This is a genomic window from Saccharopolyspora montiporae (assembly GCF_015209505.1).
GTDB classification, from domain to species: domain Bacteria; phylum Actinomycetota; class Actinomycetes; order Mycobacteriales; family Pseudonocardiaceae; genus Saccharopolyspora; species Saccharopolyspora montiporae.
Genome location: NZ_JADEYC010000003.1, coordinates 14,966 through 33,645 on the forward strand (window position 1 = coordinate 14,966; position 18,680 = coordinate 33,645).

The 18,680-nt window shown below is 72.0% G+C and carries 22 protein-coding genes; 12 read left to right on the top strand and 10 right to left on the bottom strand.

The window, feature by feature from the left end:
• The first annotated feature begins 31 nt into the window (after positions 1 to 31).
• From IQ251_RS01710 to IQ251_RS01720, 3 genes are all read left to right on the top strand, one after another.
• On the top strand, positions 32 to 439 hold the full coding sequence (locus IQ251_RS01710; RefSeq protein WP_193926615.1) for a response regulator: 408 nt from the start codon (positions 32 to 34) through the stop codon (positions 437 to 439).
• 93 nt (positions 440 to 532) lie between these two features.
• Entirely contained in the window at positions 533 to 1,588 is a 1,056-nt protein-coding gene (gene trpD, locus IQ251_RS01715; RefSeq protein ID WP_193926616.1) for an anthranilate phosphoribosyltransferase, read from the top strand.
• 108 nt (positions 1,589 to 1,696) lie between these two features.
• On the top strand, positions 1,697 to 2,329 hold the full coding sequence (locus IQ251_RS01720; protein WP_193926617.1) for an acetate uptake transporter: 633 nt from the start codon (positions 1,697 to 1,699) through the stop codon (positions 2,327 to 2,329).
• Between the two features lie 10 nt (positions 2,330 to 2,339).
• Here the strand turns inward: IQ251_RS01720 and IQ251_RS01725 are convergent, their stop codons facing one another.
• The 3 genes from IQ251_RS01725 to ctaC form a co-directional block, all read right to left on the bottom strand.
• Entirely contained in the window at positions 2,340 to 2,624 is a 285-nt protein-coding gene (locus IQ251_RS01725) for an Lrp/AsnC family transcriptional regulator (RefSeq protein ID WP_193926618.1), read from the bottom strand.
• A gap of 142 nt (positions 2,625 to 2,766) precedes the next feature.
• Entirely contained in the window at positions 2,767 to 3,165 is a 399-nt protein-coding gene (locus IQ251_RS01730) for a cytochrome c oxidase subunit 4 (protein ID WP_193926619.1), read from the bottom strand.
• 62 nt (positions 3,166 to 3,227) lie between these two features.
• A complete protein-coding gene (ctaC, locus tag IQ251_RS01735; protein ID WP_193926620.1) occupies positions 3,228 to 4,142 on the bottom strand; it encodes an aa3-type cytochrome oxidase subunit II in 915 nt (304 codons plus the stop codon).
• Positions 4,143 to 4,410: 268 nt separating this feature from the next.
• Between ctaC and asnB the strand changes: the two genes are divergently transcribed.
• Positions 4,411 to 6,339 carry an asparagine synthase (glutamine-hydrolyzing) gene (gene asnB, locus IQ251_RS01740; protein WP_193926621.1) on the top strand — a complete coding sequence of 643 codons (1,929 nt, stop codon included), beginning with the start codon at positions 4,411 to 4,413 and terminating at the stop codon, positions 6,337 to 6,339.
• A gap of 114 nt (positions 6,340 to 6,453) precedes the next feature.
• Complete coding sequence (gene mmuM, locus IQ251_RS01745) at positions 6,454 to 7,353, top strand: homocysteine S-methyltransferase (RefSeq protein WP_193926622.1); 900 nt, start codon at positions 6,454 to 6,456, stop codon at positions 7,351 to 7,353.
• A gap of 13 nt (positions 7,354 to 7,366) precedes the next feature.
• On the opposite strand, the gene IQ251_RS01750 is transcribed toward mmuM, so the two are convergent.
• Complete coding sequence (locus tag IQ251_RS01750; protein ID WP_193926655.1) at positions 7,367 to 8,302, bottom strand: carbohydrate kinase family protein; 936 nt, start codon at positions 8,300 to 8,302, stop codon at positions 7,367 to 7,369.
• A gap of 139 nt (positions 8,303 to 8,441) precedes the next feature.
• Here IQ251_RS01750 and IQ251_RS01755 point away from each other — a divergent pair, with 139 nt between their 5' ends.
• On the top strand, positions 8,442 to 8,654 hold the full coding sequence (locus IQ251_RS01755) for an RNA-binding S4 domain-containing protein (protein ID WP_193926623.1): 213 nt from the start codon (positions 8,442 to 8,444) through the stop codon (positions 8,652 to 8,654).
• 79 nt (positions 8,655 to 8,733) lie between these two features.
• Here IQ251_RS01755 and IQ251_RS01760 read toward each other — a convergent pair whose 3' ends face one another.
• On the bottom strand, positions 8,734 to 9,099 hold the full coding sequence (locus tag IQ251_RS01760; RefSeq protein WP_193926624.1) for a HesB/IscA family protein: 366 nt from the start codon (positions 9,097 to 9,099) through the stop codon (positions 8,734 to 8,736).
• A gap of 225 nt (positions 9,100 to 9,324) precedes the next feature.
• Between IQ251_RS01760 and IQ251_RS01765 the strand changes: the two genes are divergently transcribed.
• The 5 genes from IQ251_RS01765 to cobS all read left to right on the top strand — a co-directional run bounded on the left by IQ251_RS01765 (position 9,325) and on the right by cobS (position 13,493).
• On the top strand, positions 9,325 to 9,960 hold the full coding sequence (locus IQ251_RS01765) for a DUF3043 domain-containing protein (protein ID WP_193926625.1): 636 nt from the start codon (positions 9,325 to 9,327) through the stop codon (positions 9,958 to 9,960).
• 49 nt (positions 9,961 to 10,009) lie between these two features.
• A complete protein-coding gene (locus IQ251_RS01770; RefSeq protein ID WP_193926626.1) occupies positions 10,010 to 10,996 on the top strand; it encodes an aldo/keto reductase family protein in 987 nt (328 codons plus the stop codon).
• A 64-nt stretch (positions 10,997 to 11,060) separates the two neighbouring features.
• A complete protein-coding gene (gene cobU, locus IQ251_RS01775) occupies positions 11,061 to 11,606 on the top strand; it encodes a bifunctional adenosylcobinamide kinase/adenosylcobinamide-phosphate guanylyltransferase (RefSeq protein WP_370591145.1) in 546 nt (181 codons plus the stop codon).
• Positions 11,607 to 11,625: 19 nt separating this feature from the next.
• The gene (cobT, locus tag IQ251_RS01780) at positions 11,626 to 12,759 is read left to right on the top strand and encodes a nicotinate-nucleotide--dimethylbenzimidazole phosphoribosyltransferase (protein ID WP_228045964.1); all 1,134 of its coding nucleotides are present in this window, start codon (positions 11,626 to 11,628) and stop codon (positions 12,757 to 12,759) included.
• A complete protein-coding gene (gene cobS, locus IQ251_RS01785; protein WP_193926629.1) occupies positions 12,756 to 13,493 on the top strand; it encodes an adenosylcobinamide-GDP ribazoletransferase in 738 nt (245 codons plus the stop codon). Before cobT ends, cobS begins: the two co-directional genes overlap by 4 nt.
• Positions 13,494 to 13,537: 44 nt before the next feature.
• Here cobS and IQ251_RS01790 read toward each other — a convergent pair whose 3' ends face one another.
• The 3 genes from IQ251_RS01790 to IQ251_RS01800 all read right to left on the bottom strand — a co-directional run bounded on the left by IQ251_RS01790 (position 13,538) and on the right by IQ251_RS01800 (position 16,170).
• Positions 13,538 to 13,816: a MoaD/ThiS family protein gene (locus IQ251_RS01790; RefSeq protein WP_193926630.1), complete on the bottom strand. Its 279-nt coding sequence runs from the start codon at positions 13,814 to 13,816 to the stop codon at positions 13,538 to 13,540.
• A 20-nt stretch (positions 13,817 to 13,836) separates the two neighbouring features.
• Positions 13,837 to 14,925 carry a WD40/YVTN/BNR-like repeat-containing protein gene (locus IQ251_RS01795; RefSeq protein ID WP_193926631.1) on the bottom strand — a complete coding sequence of 363 codons (1,089 nt, stop codon included), beginning with the start codon at positions 14,923 to 14,925 and terminating at the stop codon, positions 13,837 to 13,839.
• A gap of 141 nt (positions 14,926 to 15,066) precedes the next feature.
• Positions 15,067 to 16,170 (bottom strand): branched-chain amino acid aminotransferase, encoded by a 1,104-nt coding sequence (locus IQ251_RS01800; RefSeq protein WP_193926632.1) that lies wholly within the window; start codon positions 16,168 to 16,170, stop codon positions 15,067 to 15,069.
• Positions 16,171 to 16,327: 157 nt separating this feature from the next.
• On the opposite strand from IQ251_RS01800, the gene IQ251_RS01805 reads away from it, so the two are divergent.
• Complete coding sequence (locus IQ251_RS01805; RefSeq protein ID WP_193926633.1) at positions 16,328 to 16,639, top strand: hypothetical protein; 312 nt, start codon at positions 16,328 to 16,330, stop codon at positions 16,637 to 16,639.
• Positions 16,640 to 16,646: 7 nt separating this feature from the next.
• On the opposite strand, the gene IQ251_RS01810 is transcribed toward IQ251_RS01805, so the two are convergent.
• Both IQ251_RS01810 and IQ251_RS01815 read right to left on the bottom strand, forming a co-directional pair.
• Positions 16,647 to 17,282, bottom strand: a complete 636-nt coding sequence (locus tag IQ251_RS01810; RefSeq protein ID WP_193926634.1) for a ribonuclease FAU-1 family protein — start codon at positions 17,280 to 17,282, stop codon at positions 16,647 to 16,649.
• Positions 17,279 to 18,547 carry an APC family permease gene (locus IQ251_RS01815; RefSeq protein WP_193926635.1) on the bottom strand — a complete coding sequence of 423 codons (1,269 nt, stop codon included), beginning with the start codon at positions 18,545 to 18,547 and terminating at the stop codon, positions 17,279 to 17,281. Before IQ251_RS01815 ends, IQ251_RS01810 begins: the two co-directional genes overlap by 4 nt.
• Positions 18,548 to 18,680: the final 133 nt, after the last annotated feature.

Below are 18,680 nucleotides of genomic sequence, written 5' to 3' on the forward strand. Positions count from 1 at the left end.
GCCGTCCGCGCCGACCAGCGAGGAGCCTGGAATGAGCACACCGGCCACGAACGTCCTGGTGTTCAGTCACCGCCCCGAGGTCCGTGAGGCGATCATCACAGCGATCGGCAGGCGTCCCGCGCCCGACCTCGGCCGGGTGCACTACACCGAGGCCGACAACGTCGCCGACGTGCTCACCGATCTCGACGCCGGCCGGGTGGACCTGGCGATCCTGGACGGCGAAGCGCAACCCACCGGCGGGATGGGCGTGTGCCGCCAAGTGAAGGACGAGCTGGCCGACTGCCCACCCATCGTGGTGACCGTCCGCCGCAAGGACGACCGATGGCTCGCGACGTGGTCGCAGGCCGAGGCGGTGCTGGTGCATCCGCTGGACCCGCTGACCGCGGCGGAGACGGTCGCCGAGGTGCTCCGGGCCGGCAGGCCCGCGATCCCGGCGTAGCAGGGCAGTGCCGGGTGCGGCTCGCCGACGGCGGGCCGCGGACGAACGCGCGCCGCACCGACGAGCCGCGCGCAGTGGACGGAGCGAAAGATCGTGGAGACCGTGGCGGGAAGCTGGGCCGGACTACTGGGCAGCCTGGTGGCGGGCAACGACCTGTCCGCCGAGGACACCGCCTGGGCGATGGACCTCATCATGGCCGGGGAGGCGACCCCGGCCCGCGTCGCGGCCTTCGTCGTCGCGCTGCGGGCCAAGGGCGAGACGCCCGAAGAGATCCGCGGGATGGCCGACGCGATGCTGGCGCATGCCGTGCCGCTGGACATCGACCGCCCCGCGGTGGACATCGTCGGCACCGGTGGCGACCGCACCGGCAGCGTGAACATCTCCACGATGGCATCGGTCGTGCTGGCGGCATCCGGGGTGGCCGTGGTCAAGCACGGCAACCGCGCGGCCTCGTCCAAGTGCGGCACGGCTGACGTGCTCGAATACCTCGGCGTGGCCATCGACCTGCCTCCGGAGCACGTCGAGCGCTGCGTGTCCGAACTGGACATCGGGTTCTGCTTCGCGCCGACCTTCCACCCCGCGATGAAGCACGCAGCGGCCCCGCGCCGCGAGATCGGCATCCCCACGGCGTTCAATGTGCTGGGCCCGCTCACCAACCCCGCCCGGCCGTCCGCGGGGCTCATCGGGTGCGCGGACGAGCGGATGGCCCCGGTGATGGCCGAGGTCTTCGCCGCCCGGGGCGGTTCGGCCCTGATCGTGCGCGGCGACGACGGGATGGACGAGATCACCACCGTCGGCGACACGGCGGTGTGGGCGGTGCACGACGGGCAGGTCCGCGGCGACCGGATCCGGCTGGCCGACCACGGCGTGCCGCGCAGCACGGCCGAGGACCTGCGCGGTGGGGACGCCGCGGTCAACGCCGAGGCGGTGCACCGGCTGCTGGCCGGCCGGCACGGGCCGGTGCGGGACGCGGTCCTGCTCAACGCAGCCGGCGCCGTGGTCGCGCACGAAGGACCCGGTGAGGACCTGCGCGCCCAACTGGACTCCGCGTTGGAGCGCGTCGCCCGCACGGTCGATTCCGGTGCGGCCGCCGACCTGCTGCAGCGGTGGGCCGCGCGGTCGGCCCAGCTGCGCGCCGCGCACACCTGACGGACTCCCGGCGCGCGCTGCCGCGCCGCCCCGCCGCGCGCTCGATGTGCGGGCGAGCCCTCCCGGATGGAAAGTCGTCGCAAGACGACCGAGGACCGAGGAGGAGACATGACCACGGTGTCGAGAGATTCCGACCTGGACGGACCTGGCAACGGCGCGCCCGCCGAACCGGCCTCCGCACCGGCATTCGGGGATCCCGCTCCGCTCGGCATGGGGGCGTTCGCCATGACCACGTTCGTGCTGAGCGTGTTCAACGCGGGCCTGATGAACATCGAGCTGCAGACGGTCGTGCTCCCGCTGGCCCTGTTCTACGGTGGACTGTCCCAAGTGCTCGCCGGGATGTGGGCGTTCCGCGTGGGTAACACGTTCGGCGGGCTGGCGTTCACCTCTTTCGGTGCGTTCTGGCTGTCCTACGCCACCTACGCGCAGTTCTTCGTCGAAGCGCTCGGCGCCGGGGCGGACGCCGCAACCTCGCTGTTCCTGTTCGCCTGGGCGATCTTCAGCGCGTACATGACGGTGGCCGCGGTGCGCACCACTCCGGTCGTGCTCGGGGTGTTCGTCCTGCTGACCATCACCCTCGTGCTGCTCGGCGCGGCCTCGGCCAGCGGGGCCGGAGCGCTCACCATGGCGGGCGGCTGGGCCGGTCTGCTCACCGCGCTGGTCGCCTGGTACGGCTCGGCCGGCGGGGTGATCAACCTCGTGTGGGGACGCGACCTCCTGCCGGGCAACGCACCCCGCTGAGCCGGCGGGCTCACCCCTCGTCGAGACCGAGCGAGAAGGTGGCTTCGGTGTCCTTGCGGGAGTACGAGCGGAACGCGATGTGCGTGTCGGTGTCCAGGACGCCGTCCACCTTGTTGATGCGGGCGGGAACGATGTCGGCCAGCTCGTCGTGCCGCGAGACGCGCAGCAGGGCGATCAGGTCGACGTCCCCGGCGCACGAGTACACCTCGTCGACGCCGTCCAGATCGGCGATCTCCTGCGCGGCCTCGGTGAGCCGGTCGGCTGCGGTCTTGATCAGCACGATGGCGGTGATCACGGGAACCTCCTGGTCGATCCTGCGCGAACGGTGAAAATACCCGGCAACCGGCGGCTTCGGGTCGGCGCCGCACCGGAGAAGCGAAACAGGCCCCGGGTCCGGCTGGAAAGCTCGGACCCGGGGCCTGTTCGATGCGCGGTTCTCAGTGCTGGCTCGGACCGGTGTGGTACTCGAAGACCAGGCCCGCCACGGTGATCAGCACGAGCGCGGTCGCGATGACGATCATCCACACGTGGAAGAAGGCCAGGGACACACCGGCGAACGCGCACGCCGCGGCCACACCGACCGGCCAGTAGCTGCCCGGGCTGAAGAAACCGAGCTCGCCGGCACCGTCGCTGACCTCGGCGTCCGGGTTGTCCTCCGGGCGCTCCTCGATCCGCCGCGCGACGAACTGGAAGTACGTGCCGATCAGCAGCGACAGCCCCCCGACCAGGGTCAACGCCACCGTGCCGACCGGTTCCCGCGCCCAAAGCCCGTACACGACCGCGGATAGGAAGAAGAAGATGGTGATGTAGTTGAAGATCTTCGCTTCGACCTTCATGGAGTCCTCGCTCTCACGCCCTGCGCCCCGTCGAGGGCACCACTACTCGTTGCCCCGCTGGTTCACGACGGAACGCCGCCGGTGCGTTCGGTGCTGAACTGCTCGCTGGTCACCGCCGTGGGGCTGCACAGCTCACCGCAGTCCATCGCGCTGAGCGCTTCGGCAGCGTTGTTGGGCTCGCCGGTCCGCGGGTTGATCTGCGTGCGCAGCTGCATGTACTGATCGAACTTGTCCGGCGAGAGCGCCCGAACTTCGAAGTTCATCATCGCGTGGTAGGTGCCGCACAGCTCGGCGCAGCGACCGATGAACGAGCCCTCGCGATCGATGACGTTCTCGAAGACGTTGTCCTGGTTGTTCTTGTCCGGGTGCGGGAAGGTGTCCCGCTTGAAGTGGAACTCGGGGACGAAGAACGAGTGGATCACGTCGGTGGAGCTCAGGTTGTACTGCACCGTCTCGCCCACCGGCAGGACCAGCAGCGGCACCTCGTTGCTGGTACCGACCGTGCGGACCGGTTCCCCGTCCGGGGTGCGGTAATCGGGGTAGTTGAACTCCCAGTTCCACTGGAAGGACACCACGTTCACCGTCTCGTCGGGTTCCTCCGACTTGGCGAGCACGTAGTTCTGGCTCACCGCAGTGAAGTAGAACAGCACGACCACCAGCACGAACGGGATCGCCGTGTAGACGAGTTCGAGCGGGACGTTGTATTGGAACTGACGCGGCAGCTCCTCGCTCTTCTTCCGGTGGAAGGCGACCGACCAGAAGATCAGCCCCCACACGAGCACACCGACCGCGAGTGCCGCGATCACCGACCAAGTCCACAGCTGCCGCATTGATTCGGCCTGCGGGGTGACACCTTCCGGCCAGCCGAACCGCAGGACCTCGTCGGTCGTGCAGCCCGTTGCCGCGACACCAACCAGGCCGATCAGCCCAGCGACCTTGACCAGCCGTGGCACTCGGGTCCCCTCCTTCAGGCCCACTCCGCGACGCCTCCTCGCGCAAAACTCACCGCTGCGGCTTCCCCGACCCGATCACCCACCCCTGTTCGGGTGAGCCGCCGGATCTACCGCCGGAATCCTGCGCAGAGCCTAGCCCAGGTGTAGCCACGATACTGTTTCGGGGGCTGCCTATCCGGGCGAACTTCTCCCCGACGGTGGTCACGCCACCCGCGCGTGCACGTCGACCGGCGAGCCGGGGCATACTGGACCGACCCAGACGACACCGCCGATCGAGAGGTGCACGAGACGCGTGTGCGGCCTACTTGGACTGATCAGTCCCACTGAACACGACGCCGGATCCGCGGTGAACGCGGTGGCCGACGCGCTGCCGTGCCAACGGCACCGCGGCCCCGACGAGAGCGACACCTGGCACGGCGGCGAGGTGGTCTTCGGCTTCAACCGGCTGTCGATCATCGACTTGGAGCACTCCCACCAGCCGTTGCACTGGGGCCCGCCGGAATCGCCGGAGCGCTACACCGTCCTGTTCAACGGCGAGATCTACAACTACCTCGAACTGCGCGCCGAGCTCATCGAGAAGTTCGGTGCGACCTTCGCCACGGATGGCGACACCGAAGTGATCGTCGCCGCCTACCACTACCTCGGCAGCTCGATGGTCGGCCGGCTGCGGGGCATGTTCGCGTTCCTGGTCTGGGACAGCGAGCGCAAGGTCGTCTTCGGCGCGCGCGACCCGTTCGGTATCAAGCCGCTGTTCTACGCGACCGGACCCGGCGGTGTGGCCTTCGCCAGCGAGAAGAAGAGCCTGCTGGCCCTGGGCAGCACGCTGCGCATGAACGACGAGCTCGACCACCGCGCGTTCCAGCACTACCTGGTGCTGCAGTACGTGCCCGAGCCGGAATCGCTGCACCGGGCCGTGCGGCGGATCGAATCCGGCACCTCGTTCACCGTCTCCCCCGGCGGCGAGGTCGTCACCGAGCGCTACTTCCACCCGACGTTCACCGCCCGCCAGGTCAGCAGCGACGGCGAGGCCAAGCGGCTGCAGGACGAGATCGCCGACGTCATGCGGGACTCGGTGGCCAAGCACATGCGCGCGGACGTCACGGTGGGCGCCTTCCTGTCCGGCGGCATCGACTCCACGGCGATCGCCGCGCTGGCCAAGGAGCACAACCCGAACCTGATCACCTTCACGACCGGGTTCGAGCGGCAGGGCTACTCCGAGGTCGACGTGGCCGCCGAGTCCGCCGCGGCGATCGGGGTCAAGCACGTGGTCCGCACCGTCTCCGCCGAGGAGATGATGGAGACGCTGCCGCTGATCGTCTGGTACCTCGACGATCCGGTGGCCGACCCGGCGCTGGTCCCGCTGTGGTTCATCGCCCGCGAAGCGCGCCAGCACGTGAAGGTGGTGCTGTCCGGCGAGGGCGCCGACGAGCTGTTCGGCGGGTACTCGATCTACCGGGAACCGCTGTCGCTGGCCGGTTTCGAGCGGGTCCCCGGCGCCGTGCGCAAGGCCATGGGCAAGGTCTCCACCGCGATCCCGGAAGGCGTGCGCGGCAAGGATCTGCTGCGGCGCGGTGCGCTGAACCTGGAGGAGCGCTACTACGGCAACGCGCGGATCTTCCGGGACGACCAGCTCAACAGCGTGATGCGCGGGTTCGACCCCGGGGTGTCGCACCAGGACGTCACCGCCGAGGCGTACCGCCGCTCGCAGGGCTGGGACCCGGTGACCCGCATGCAGCACGTCGACCTGTTCACCTGGCTGCGCGGCGACATCCTGGTCAAGGCGGACAAGACCACGATGGCCAACTCGCTGGAACTGCGGGTGCCGTTCCTGGACCCCGAGGTGTTCCGGGTGGCCAGCACGGTCCCGCAGGACCAGAAGATCACCCGGGAGACGACGAAGTACGCGCTGCGCCAGGCGCTGCACCAGATCGTTCCCGAACACGTGATCAACCGCCGCAAGCTCGGCTTCCCGGTGCCGATCAAGCACTGGCTGCGCGACGAGATGCACGACTGGGCGCGCAACATCATCCAGCAGTCGCAGACCGACCACCTGCTCGACCGGTCCGGTGTGCTGCAGCTGCTGGAGGAGCACCGCTCCGGCGTGCTCGACCACAGCCGCAGGCTCTGGGCGCTGCTGGTGTTCATGATCTGGCACGCGATCTTCGTCGAGGGCCGGATCACCCCGCAGGTCCCCGAACCGCAGTACCCGGTCCGCCTCTGACCGTCCCGGGCGGGGCGGTCGCAGCCGCGGCCGCCCCACCCGCGTGCGTGCCCCCGGGTGATCGTGGGCCCGCAGCACGAGACGGATGGACCTCCGTGCCCTTACCCTGACCACGTGGACGGGACCGCATTCGGTACCGGACCGGTCGTGCTCGACGGCGGTCTGGCCACCGAACTTGAGGCGCAGGGGCACGAGCTTACCGACCGGCTCTGGTCCGCGCGCCTGCTCGAAACCGCTCCCGAGGAGATCGTGGCCGCGCACGCCGCGTTCTTCCGGGCCGGCGCCGCGGTGGCGACCACGGCCAGCTACCAGGCCAGCTTCGAAGGTTTCGCCGCGCACGGCATCGAGCGCGGCGACGCGGAGCGCCTGATGCGCCGCAGCGTGGAACTCGCGCGGCTGGCGGCCGACATCGAGTCCGGCGACCGCCGCTGGGTCGCCGCGTCGATCGGCCCCTACGGCGCCGTGCTGGCCGACGGGTCGGAATACCACGGTCGCTACGGGCTGTCCCGCAAGCAGCTGCACGACTTCCACCGCCCGCGGATGGAGGCGCTGGCCGCGTCCGGTCCCGACCTGTTCGCGCTGGAGACGGTGCCGGACGTGGCCGAGGCCGAGGCCATGCTGGACGCGCTGGAGGGCGTGGGGATCCCGGCCTGGCTGTCCTACACGATTTCCGGCCGGCACACCCGGGCCGGGCAGCCGTTGGACGAGGCGTTCGCACTGGCCCGGGACAACGACGCGGTCCTGGCCGTCGGAGTCAACTGCGCCGATCCGGACGAAGTCACCGAGGCGGTCACGACCGCCCGGGAAGTCTCCGGCAAACCGGTGATCGCCTACCCGAACAGCGGCGAGGACTGGGATCCGGCGACGCGGCGCTGGGCCGGCCCGAGCAGATTGTCGATGTCGCAGGCCGCACAGTGGCGGTCGGCAGGAGCCCGGTTCATAGGCGGATGCTGCCGGGTCGGCCCCGCCGACATCTCCGCGCTGGCCGCGGCGCTGGCCGAACTCGACTCCTGAGCGCCGGGCGGGTTCAGCGCTCCGGCAGCAGCGCCCCGATCTCGGCGGCCGAATCCGCACCGCAGGCGCGCCGCAGCCGGTCCAGCGCCCGGTCGCGATCCAGGGTCCACTCCTGCGTCCCGGTCACCTCCAGCACGTGCGCCGCCACCAGCGCGCCCAGCTCGGCCGCGCGCCTGCTGGACAGCCCGCCGTGCACCCCCGCGAGGAATCCGGCGCGGAACCCGTCCCCCACGCCGGTCGGGTCGAGTTCCCGCAGCGCGGGCACCGCCGGAACCCGCAGCCGCGTCCCGTCCGGTTCGACCACCAGCGCCCCTTCCGCGCCCGACGTGGTCACCCGGGTACCGACGCGCCGGGCCACGTCCTGCTCGGTCCAGCCGGTCTTGTGCAGCAGCAGTCCCCACTCGTAGTCGTTGCTGAACAGGTATTCGGCCCCGTCGACCAGAGTGCGGATCTCCGCGCCGGTCAGCCGGGCCAGCTGCTGGGAGGGGTCGGCGGCGAACCCGAACCCGCGCTGCCGGCACTCCGCGGCGTGCCGCAGCATCGCCGGCGGGTCGTTCGGGCTGATCAGCACCAGGTCGCAGCCGGTGGCACGCACCACCGGGGCCAGCTCGATGTTGCGCGCCTCGGCCATCGCCCCGGTGTAGAACGAGGCGATCTGGTTGAGGTCTTCGTCGGTGGTGCACACGAACCGGGCCGTGCGCCGCATCTCGGACTCGTGCACGCCCGCGCAGTCCACACCGCTGCGCTCCAGCCAGGCGCGGTAGTCGGCGAAATCGGCACCGACCGCGCCCACCAGGACCGGGTGCGCACCGAGCCGGGCCATCGCGAACGCGATGTTGGCGGCCACCCCGCCGCGACGCACCACCAGGTCGTCGACCAGGAAGCTCAGCGACACGCGGGCGAGGTTCTCGGCGACCAGTTGGTCACCGATCCGCCCTGGGAAGTGCATCAGGTGGTCGGTGGCGATGCTTCCGGTGACGGCGACGGGCACGGCTGCGCTCCTGACCCCTGGGTGTCCTGCCGATCACCGAGCGTACCGCCGGTGCGGGCCCGCGACCCGCCCGCGACGGCGGGCGGACAATGGCGGGATGCGCGATGTGGAGATCCGGGACGCGACGATCCGACTGGGCCAGCTGCTGAAGCTGGCCGGGCTGGCCGAGCACGGCGCGGAGGCCAAGGAACTGCTGGCCGAGGGCGAAGTGCTGGTCAACGGCGAGGTCGAATCCCGGCGGGGCAGGCAGCTCACCGACGGCGACCAGGTCGAACTCGGTGACGAAGTGGTCACCGTCGTGACCGGGTGACCGGTGCTCAGGAGCGCACCCGGACAGCAGAACGGCCGGTGCCCGCGGGCACCGGCCGTCGGTCGGATCGGCGACCGCGTCAGTGGAAGGAGTCGCCGCAGGCGCAGGACCCGCCCGCGTTCGGGTTGTCGATCGTGAAGCCCTGCTTCTCGATCGAGTCCACGAAGTCGATGACGGCGCCCTGCACGTAGGGAGCGCTCATCCGGTCGACGACCACGCCGAGGCCGTCGAAATCACGGCGCGCGTCGCCGTCGAGCGCGCGCTCGTCGAAGAACAGCTGGTAGCGCAGGCCGGCGCAGCCACCCGGCTGCACGGCGATGCGCAGGTGCATGTCATCGCGACCCTCCTGGTCCAGCAGGGCCTTGGCCTTCGAAGCCGCCGAGTCGGTCAGCGTGACACCGTGGGCGGGCGCCTCGCTCTCGGTCGTGGTGTTCGGCGCGGTCATGGACTCTCCCTAGAGGTCTCGCTCATCCGATTCCGGCGCGCGGTACAACCCGCGCGCGGCCCCGGTCTATTCCCGCCGGCCCCCGCGCTCCGAGTGCGGGCCCGTCGGGCACATCCATCGTCCATGGTGGCACACCTGCGCGCCGAACTGGTGTGATGTGCCCGCCCCGCACTCCGGCGACCGGTCGCTTCCGGCGGCGCTCGCGGCGTCGAATACCCTGGAGGTGTGAGGTTCCTTCGTCGCAACAGCGCTGAGCAGACCGCTACCACCGATCAGGACGAGCAGGCGGGTCTGCACGAGGAGCATGCTGCCGGCCACACGCCGAAGAAGGGCAAACCGACCCCGTCGCGCCGCGATGCCGAGGGCCGCCGCCGCGGCCCGGTACCGCCGCCGCCGAAGACGCAGCGCGAGGCCGTCAAGCGTGCCCGCGGCAACAAGGAGGAGCGGCGCAGCGCGGCCAAGGAACGCCGGGAGCGGATGATGGCCGGTGACGACCGGTACCTCATGCCCCGCGACCAGGGGCCGGTCCGGGCGATGGTGCGAGACATCGTCGACACCCGCCGCAACCTGATGGGCCTGTTCATGCCGCTGGTCCTGGTCGTGTTCGGCGGCACGATCGTGCAGAACATCGTGGTGCAGCAGTACGTGACGCTGCTGTGCCTGGTGGTGCTGGTGACCATGATGATCGAGGGCGTGCTGCTGGGCAGGCACGTGAACAAGCGGGTGCGCGCGAAGTACCCGGAGGCGAAGGACCGCCCGCTGGCACTGGGCTGGTACGCGTTCACCCGCGCCATGCAGATCCGCAAGTTGCGCGTCCCGCGTCCCCGGTACACGCCCAAGGACGCCCACCGCATCGGCTGAGCCCGCGCGGGTCTCGGCAACCGCCGCCGCCCGAGCATAGAGTCGGGCCATGGAGTTCCGGCGCCTCGGCCACAGCGGCCTGTCCATCAGCGAGATCGCCTACGGCAACTGGCTCACGCACGGTTCGCAGATCGAGGAAGACCGGGCGCACGAGTGCGTCCGGGCCGCGCTGGACGCCGGGATCACCACCTTCGACACCGCCGACGTCTACGCGGGCACCCGGGCGGAATCGGTCCTGGGCCGGGCGCTGGCGGGTATCCGCCGGGAGAGCCTGGAGATCTTCACCAAGGTCTACTTCCCCACCGGGCAGGGACCCAACGACCGCGGACTGGGCCGCAAGCACGTCATGGAGTCCTGCACCGCCTCGCTGCGCAGGCTCGGCACCGACTACGTGGACCTTTACCAGGCGCACCGGTTCGACGACACCGTGCCGCTGGAGGAAACCATGTCGGCCTTCGCGGACCTCGTGCGCCAGGGCAAGGCCCTCTACATCGGGGTCTCGGAGTGGACCGCCGAACAGATCACCCGCGGCGCCGAGCTGGCCCGCGAACTGTCCGTACCCCTGATCTCCAACCAGCCGCAGTACTCGATGCTGTGGCGGGTGATCGAGTCCCAGGTGGTGCCCGCCTGCGAGCGGGAGGGGCTGAGCCAGATCGTCTGGTCGCCGATCGCGCAGGGCGTGTTGACCGGCAAGTACCTGCCCGGTCAGCAGCCCCCCGAGGGCTCGCGGGCCACCGATGCGGGCGGCGGTGCCGACACGATCGCGCACCTGATGCGCGATGAGGTGCTGCGCGCCGTGCAGCAGTTGGAGCCGATCGCCGCCGACCTCGGGCTGAGCCGGGCCCAGCTGGCCGTGGCCTGGGTGCTGCAGAACCCGAACGTCTCGGCGGCCATCATCGGCGCCTCGCGCCCCGAGCAGGTGGCCGACAACGCGGCCGCGGCCGGGGTGCAGCTGCCGCAGGACGTGCTGACCCGCATCGACGAGATCCTCGGCGGCACCGTGACCGGCGATCCCCGTCACACCGCCTCGCACTGACCGGTCGCCGCGATCCGGGCGCCGGGTAGCGTCACGGCCGCACGACGACCGGCGGAGGTGGATGGTGGCTGCCCGCACGCTCGTCCTCGGCGGGGCCCGCTCCGGCAAGTCCGCGCACGCCGAGGGCCTGATCGCCAGGGCCGACCCGGTGACCTACGTCGCCACCGCGCGCCGCGATCCGGACGACGCGGAATGGGCCGAGCGCATCGCCGCGCACGTCGCTCGCCGCCCCGCGCACTGGCGCACCGCCGAAGCCCCCGCCCCGGAGCAGCTGCCCGCGGTCCTGACCGGCGCCGACCCGGCCGAGTCGGTGCTCGTCGACGACATCGCCACCTGGCTGACCGGGCTGCTCGACGACACCGGGGCCTGGGACCGCGACCCGGCCGCGCTGCAGCGCACCCGCGAGCACCGCGAGCGGCTGGCCGAAGCCACCCGCCGCTGCGGCTCGCGGCTGGTGCTGGTGTCCGCCGAGGTCGGCCTCGGGATCGTGCCCTCGACGAGGTCTGGAAGACTTTTCCGCGACGAGCTCGGGGCGCTCAATGCGCAGCTGGCCGAGGAGTGCGACGAGGTCGTGCTGCTCGTCGCCGGGGTGGCGCTGCAGCTGCGCTGAACGAACACGGAGGTATCGCTTGTCCACCGACCCGAACCCGGCGACCGGGCACGGCTCCGCAGACGGCGCGGTCGCGTTCCCGGCCGTCGCCAAGCCCGACGAGCAGTCCCGCAGGCTGGCCGTGGCCAGGCAGGACCTGCTCACCAAACCCGCGGGATCGCTCGGCCGGTTGGAGGAGCTCGGCGTCTGGGCGGCATCCCGGCAGGCGGCCTGCCCGCCGCGGCCGTTCCACCGAGCCCGCGCGGTCGTGTTCGCCGGGGACCACGGCGTCGCCGGGCGCGGCGTGTCGGCCTACCCGCCCGAGGTCACCGGGCAGATGGTGCGCAACTTCCTCAACGGCGGCGCCGCGGTGAACGTGCTCGCGGCCAATGCCGGGGCCACCGTCCGGGTCGTGGACATGGCCGTGGACGCCGAGACCCCGTCGGTGGTCGGTACGCACAAGGTGCGGCGCAGCTCGGAACCGATCGACCTGCGGGACGCGCTGACCGCCGAACAGGCCCGCACCGCGCTCGAAGCCGGCCGCACCATCGCCGACGAGGAGATCGACTCCGGGGCGGACCTGCTCATCGCCGGGGACATGGGCATCGGCAACACCACCCCGGCCGCCGTGCTCATCGCCGCGCTCACCGGGGCCGAACCGGTCGCCGTGGTCGGCCGGGGCACCGGCATCGACGACAACACCTGGATGCGCAAGACGACCACCATCCGCGATGCGCTGCGCCGGGCGCGGGCGGTCGTCGGGGATCCGGAAGCGCTGCTGCGCACCGCGGCCGGAGCCGACATCGCCGCGCTGGCCGGATTCCTCGCCCAAGCCGCCGCCCGCCGGACCCCGGTCCTGCTGGACGGGGTCGTGGTGGGTGCGGCCGCGCTGGTCGCCGAGGAACTGGCCCCCGGCGCCCGGCAGTGGTGGCTGGCCGGGCACCGCTCGGCCGAACCGGCGGGGGCCCTGGTGCTCGATTCGCTGGACCTGCAGCCGGTGCTGGACCTGGAGATGCGGCTCGGCGAAGCGTCCGGGGCGCTCACGGCGCTGCCGGTGCTCAACGCCGCGGTCCGGCTGCTGGCGGAGGTGGCGACGTTCGAGGAGGCCGGAGTGGGTGGCCCCACGGCGGACGAGGCCACCGGTCCGGCCACCGACTCCGCCGCCCGGCTGTGAGCGCACCGGACGGACTGCGGCTGGCCGTCTCCTGGCTGACCGTGCTGCCCTGGCACGCGCGCACCGTGGACGAGCGCACCTGCCGGCAGGCGATCGGCTTCGCGCCGCTGGTCGGCGCGCTGGTCGGCGCGTTCGGGGCGGTGCTGCTGTGGGCGCTGACCGCGCTCGGCGCACCCGGGCTGCTGGCCGGGCTGCTGGTGGTCGGCGCGTTCACCCTGGTCACGCGGGGCATGCACGTGGACGGGCTGGCCGACGCCGTCGACGGGCTGGGCTGCTACGGACCACCGGAGCGCGCGCTGGGCGTGATGCGGGACGGCTCCACCGGACCGTTCGCGGTCACCGCGCTGGTGCTGGTACTCGGGATCCAGGCCGCCTCGCTGGCCGAACTGGCGCAGTCCCCGCTCGCGGTGGTGCTGGCTTGCGCAGCAGGCCGGGCCGGATTCGTGCTGTGCTGCCGGGCCGGGGTCCCCGCGGCCCGCCCGGAGGGGATGGGAGCGCTGGTCGCCGGGACGCAGCCGCGGTGGCGGGTCGCGACCTGGTGGGCGGTGCTCGCGGCGGCCGGACTGCTCGTCGCCGGCTGGTACGGGCTCGGCGGCGTGTTGGCGACCGGGCTGGTGCTGCTGGTGCTCACCCGGCACGTGCGGCGCCGGTTCGGCGGGATCACCGGCGACGTGCTCGGCGCCGCGTCCGAGTTCGGCACGACGATCGTGCTGGCCTGCTGTGCCCTGGCGTAAGCAATCCGGGCGCCTGGCGTGAGCAACCCGGGCACCCGGCGGGATCACCCGCCCGCCACGGACGGGATGATGCGGACCTCGGTCCCCGCCCGCACCTGCGCACCGGCCCCGCCGAGACCGCGGCACTCCTCGTCACCGAGGTAGAAGTTCACGTGCCTGCGCAGCACGCGCTGCTCGTCGCGCAGCCTGCGGTCCAGCCCGGGGTGTTCGGCGGCCACGACGTCGAGCACGTCGGCGAGGGTGGCCCCGTCGGGGACGTCGACGAACAGCAGCGACCGGCCGCCGGCATCGGCGCGCAGGACCTGCGGCAACCGCACGGTCACCGGGCCCCCTCCGGCGGCGGTCACGGCAGGCTCGCAGCGCGCACCGCGAGCACGTCGGGCAGGTGCGAAGCCACCTGCTGCCAGGTGCCGCCCTCGTCCGCGCTCGCGTACACCTCGCCGGACCGCGAGCCGAAGTAGACACCGGCGGGTTCGGCATCGTCGAGCCACAACGCGTCGCGCAGCACCGCTGACCAGAACCCGTCCGGGAGCCCGGATTCCAGCGCCGTCCAGGTGTCCCCCGCGTCTTCGCTGCGGTAGACGCGGCAGCGGCCGTCCGGCGGGTAACGGCGCATGTCGGCGTCCAGCGGAAAGGCGTACACGACCTCGGGACGGTGCGGGTGCACCGCGATCGGGAAGCCGAAATCGCTGGGCAAGCCGTCGGCGATGGACCGCCAGGTGCCTCCGCCGTCGGTGCTTCGGTACACGCCGTGGTGGTTCTGCAGGAACATCCGCTCCGGGACCTGCGGGTGGCGGGCGATCTTGTGCACGCACTGCCCCCACTCCGGCGCCGGATCAGGCAGGAAGTGCGCGCCGACCCCGGTGTTGGCCGGGTTCCACGAGGCACCGCCGTCCACGGTCCGGTACACGCCCCCGGTGGAGACCCCGACCGCCAACCGCTGGTGATCACGCGGGTGCGGGATCACGGTGTGCAGCGCCTGGCCACCGCCTCCCGGCGGCCACTGGGCCCGGTGCGGGTGCTCCCACAGGCCGCGCACCAGCTGGAAACTGCGCCCCGCGTCCTCGGAGCGGAACAGCGCGGCTGGTTCAGTCCCGGCGTAGACGACGTCCGGCTGGTCCGCCGGTCCCGGGGTCAGCTGCCAGACCCGCTGCAGAGCGGCCGCGGTGTCCTCCGGGAACGCGATGGGCGGCACAGCGGGCTCCTGCCAGGTCTGCCCGAGGTCGTCGCTGGTCACCACGCTGGGCCCGAAGTGCGAACTGGACGCGCCGACCAGCAGGCGGGGGCGCCCGCCGCGGGTGTCGATTGCCGCGGCGCAGACCTCGGCCATGGGCAGGTGTGGACCGGTCACCTCCCAGCTGCTCCCGCCGCGTCCGCTGGCCAGCCACAGCCCCTTGCGCGTGCCGATCAACAGCAGCACTCGATCCGTCATCTCGCCCTCCCGGGTTCGGCCATTCCCCAGCATCGACCCGCCGCAGGCGAGAAGGGCACCGGCGACGCCACCGAGTTCACCCGGATGAGCGAAAGAAGCAGCGCCGGTGCCCCACGGGAGCACCGGCGCTTGCGGGACAGATCAGATCAGCGTCGACATCCAGCCGTGCGTGTCCTCGACCGCGCCCTTCTGCAGGCCGGTGAGCCGCTCGCGCAGCCGCATGGTGACCTCGCCCGGCTCGCCGCCGGCGATGTCGAACTCGCCGTCCCGGTGCTTGACGTGGCCGACCGGGGTGATCACGGCAGCCGTGCCGCACGCGAAGACCTCGGTCAGCTCACCGCTGCGCGCCTTCTTCTCCCACTCGTCGGTCGTGATCCGGCGCTCCTCGACCTGCATGCCCAGCTCCGCGCCGAGCTCCAGCAGCGACGAGCGGGTCACCCCCGGCAGCAGGCTGCCACTGAGCTCCGGGGTCACCAGCTTGGCCTCGGAACCCGAGCCGAAGACGAAGAACAGGTTCATCCCACCCATCTCCTCGACCGCGCGGCGCTCGACGCCGTCCAGCCACACGACCTGGTCGCAGCCCTGCTCCACGGCCTCGGCCTGGGCGACGAAGGAGGCCGCGTAATTGCCGGCGAACTTGGCGGCACCCGTCCCGCCCGGAGCGGCGCGCACGTAGTCCTGGCTCCACCACACCGACACCGGCTTGACGCCACCGGCGAAATACGACCCGGCCGGGGAAGCGATCAGCACGTACAGGTAGGCGTCGGCCGGGTGGTTGACCCCGAGCCCCACCTGCGTGGAGATCATGAACGGCCGCAGGTACAGCGAGCTCTCCGCACCGTTCGGGGTCCACGCCGCGTCGACGGCCAGCAGCTCGCGCAGCGAAGCCAGGAACAACTCGTCCGGTAGTTCCGGCATCGCGATGCGCTGCGCCGAACGCCGGAACCGCGCGGCGTTGGCCTCCGGCCGGAACGCAGCGATCGACCCGTCGGGCTGCCGGTACGCCTTGAGGCCCTCGAAGATCGCCTGCGCGTAGTGCAGCACCGAGGTGGCCGGGTCGAACTGCAGCGGGGCGTAGGGCTCGACGCGCGCATCGTGCCAACCGCGGTCCGCGGACCAGCGGATGGTCACCATGTGATCGGTGAAGTGCTGCCCGAAGCCCGGGTTCGCCAGTACCTCCGCGCGGCGCTCGTCATCGGCCGGTCGCGGGTTCTGGGTCCGGGTGAAGGACAGCGCTTCGTTCATGCGCACACCGTATCGCGCGGCGCAGAGCAGTAGAAACCGGATCTGCGGAGGTCGGTCGTCCGAGTATCGCAGCGCGTCGGGCCGGCCACGCACCGCGAATCCGCGGACTGGGCGAAGAGCCCACCACCGCGCGGGGGCCTGCCCTTATGATGTCGACATGGCTCACCTCGACAACTCCGCCGGAGCGCAGCCCGCGCCGAGCGGCCCGACCACCAAGTCGCAGGACGTGCTCGCGGGCGTGTTCGCCGGACTGCTCCCGCTCGGCGGCGGGCTGCTGGTGCTGGCGGGGTGGGCTCTGCTGCAGAGCGCGTTCGGCGCGATCCTCGGCGGCATCGGTGCGATCGCCTGGGCCGTGTGGTGGCGCAACAAGCACCAGTCGTTCTTCCCGACCCACCTGCAGGGCGGGTCGGTGGGCGGTGTCGCGGCGCTGACCGTGCTGGCAGGCCTGGTGTTCTGGCTGTCGCTCTGACCGCCGATCAGCCGAGCAGTTCCGCGGGCAGCTGCGGCAGCGGCCAACCCGGATCGGGGCGCGCATCGCAGTAGCTGCCGTCGAACGGGAACTCCCCCGCGGCTGCCAGCGCGATCATCCGCTCGCCCTCGTCCCGGAGCCTGCGCAGCTGCGGTTCGCGCAACCGGCCTGCGGACAAGGCCGGGACGAGCTCGTCCTCGTCCTTCCAGGACCACCGGCCGTCCGGGAACACCTCCACGTCGAGGACGCCGTCGATGCGCTCCACGCCGCAATCGGTGCGTCCGCCGGGTACCTCCAGGTTCACGTACCAGTTGCGGAACCGGCCCTGCGCGTCGAAGAACCACCACACCGACGACCAGCGGCGCTCGTGCACCAACCGCAGCGTCGAGGTCCCGCGCCAGGTCGAGCGGGCCGGGATCCGCCCCAGCGCGAACCGCTCGTCCAGCGGCATCTCGCGCGGCATCCGGCCCCGAACGTCGGTGGTGACCCGGATGTCCGTGCCCGCCAGCACCCAGCACAGCAACCGGTCGCCGTCGTCGGAGACCACCCGCGCCGGATGCACCGTGCCCAGCGAGCCGTCCGTCCGGCGGAACCGGTACTGGATCTCCTCACCGGGCGAGAACCGCCGCGCGGACCGGCTCATCGGGACTCCGCGGCCGTCCGCGCGCCGAACGTCGCGATGCCGGTCAGCCCGGCCGCCGCCAGCGCGACCACCGCGAGCGCGCCCAGCATCGCCGGCACCGGCATGCTCACCACCAGCACCACCGACAGGCCGGTGCCCAGGCAGGCCAGCTTCGGCGACCAGGTGCGATCGCCGTCGAACAGCGAACGCGTCGCCGCGTTGGCCAGGATGAAGTGGATGAGCACCGCGCAGGCGGCGAACGCCAGCGCGGGCAGCGGTTCGACCAGCAAGACCACCACCACGGCCGCGAGCCCGGTACCCAGGTCGAGCAGGTAGGCAGTACCGCCCCCGCCCGTACGTCCGAGCGCCCGCGGCAGCTCGCCGTCGGCGACCAGTGCCGCGGAAGTGGAGCGCGCCGATTCCAGCGCCGCAAGCAGCACCGGCAGCAGCGCGACCGCGACACCCACGCTGACCAGCGGGGTGAGTTCGGCAGCCGCCGAAGCCACGAGCACGTCCTGCACCGGCGAGGTCGTGAGACCGAGCCGCTGCCAGCCGAGCTGGTGCACCAGGGCCGCGGTCAGCAGCGCGACCACCCCGGCGGTCACGAGCAGTGCGGCCGCCGTCCCGCGCCGCACCTGCGTCCAGCCGTACCTGCGCTGCTCGGCGTCCGGGGCGGTGAGCCGCTCGAATCCGAGGAAGGCGAACAGCAGCACCCCGGCCGCGCCGGTGATACCGACCGCCGAATCGGGTGCGGCCGAAGCGTGCGCGATCGCGGGCGCGGGCTCGATCGCGAAGCACACCACGACGATCAGCCCGAACACCGCCGCGGTCAGCGCCAGCCACAACCAGGCCGCCGCGCCGGCGATCCGCAGTCCGGCCGTGGCGGCGAGCACGACGAGCAGGATGGCGCCCGCACCGATCCGGCCCGCCCCGTCCGGGAAGAAGAATCGGCCGGCGGTGCCTGCGACCGCGGCGATCCCGGCGATCTGAGCGGCGAGGTGGGCACCGGCCGCGATGCGCCCCGGCAGCACGCCCAGCGATCCGCGCACGCACGCGTAGGAGGCTCCGGGGCCACGGTAGGACTTCGAGTGCTGCGCGCTGCTGAACGCCGAGCACCCGGCGGCGATCAGCGCCAGGAGCAGTCCGAGCGGCGCCCACGGTCCGGCCGCCGCAGCGGCCGCCGCGGGCCCGAGCAGCACACCGGCACCGAGCATGCCGCCCAGGGCGAGCACCGCAGCACCGGCCGAGGACGCGCGCCGGGTAGGCGACTCAACCTGCTGGGCCACTCGATCACCTTCGCAGAAACCGTCCGCGCATTGCAGCCGCCTGTCGATGGATACCGCGATCGCGGCGGCCCGGTGCGAGCGTAGCCGCGGCTCGGCCGGCCCCGGCACGCCCGTCCGCCACCGGCGGCGGGAC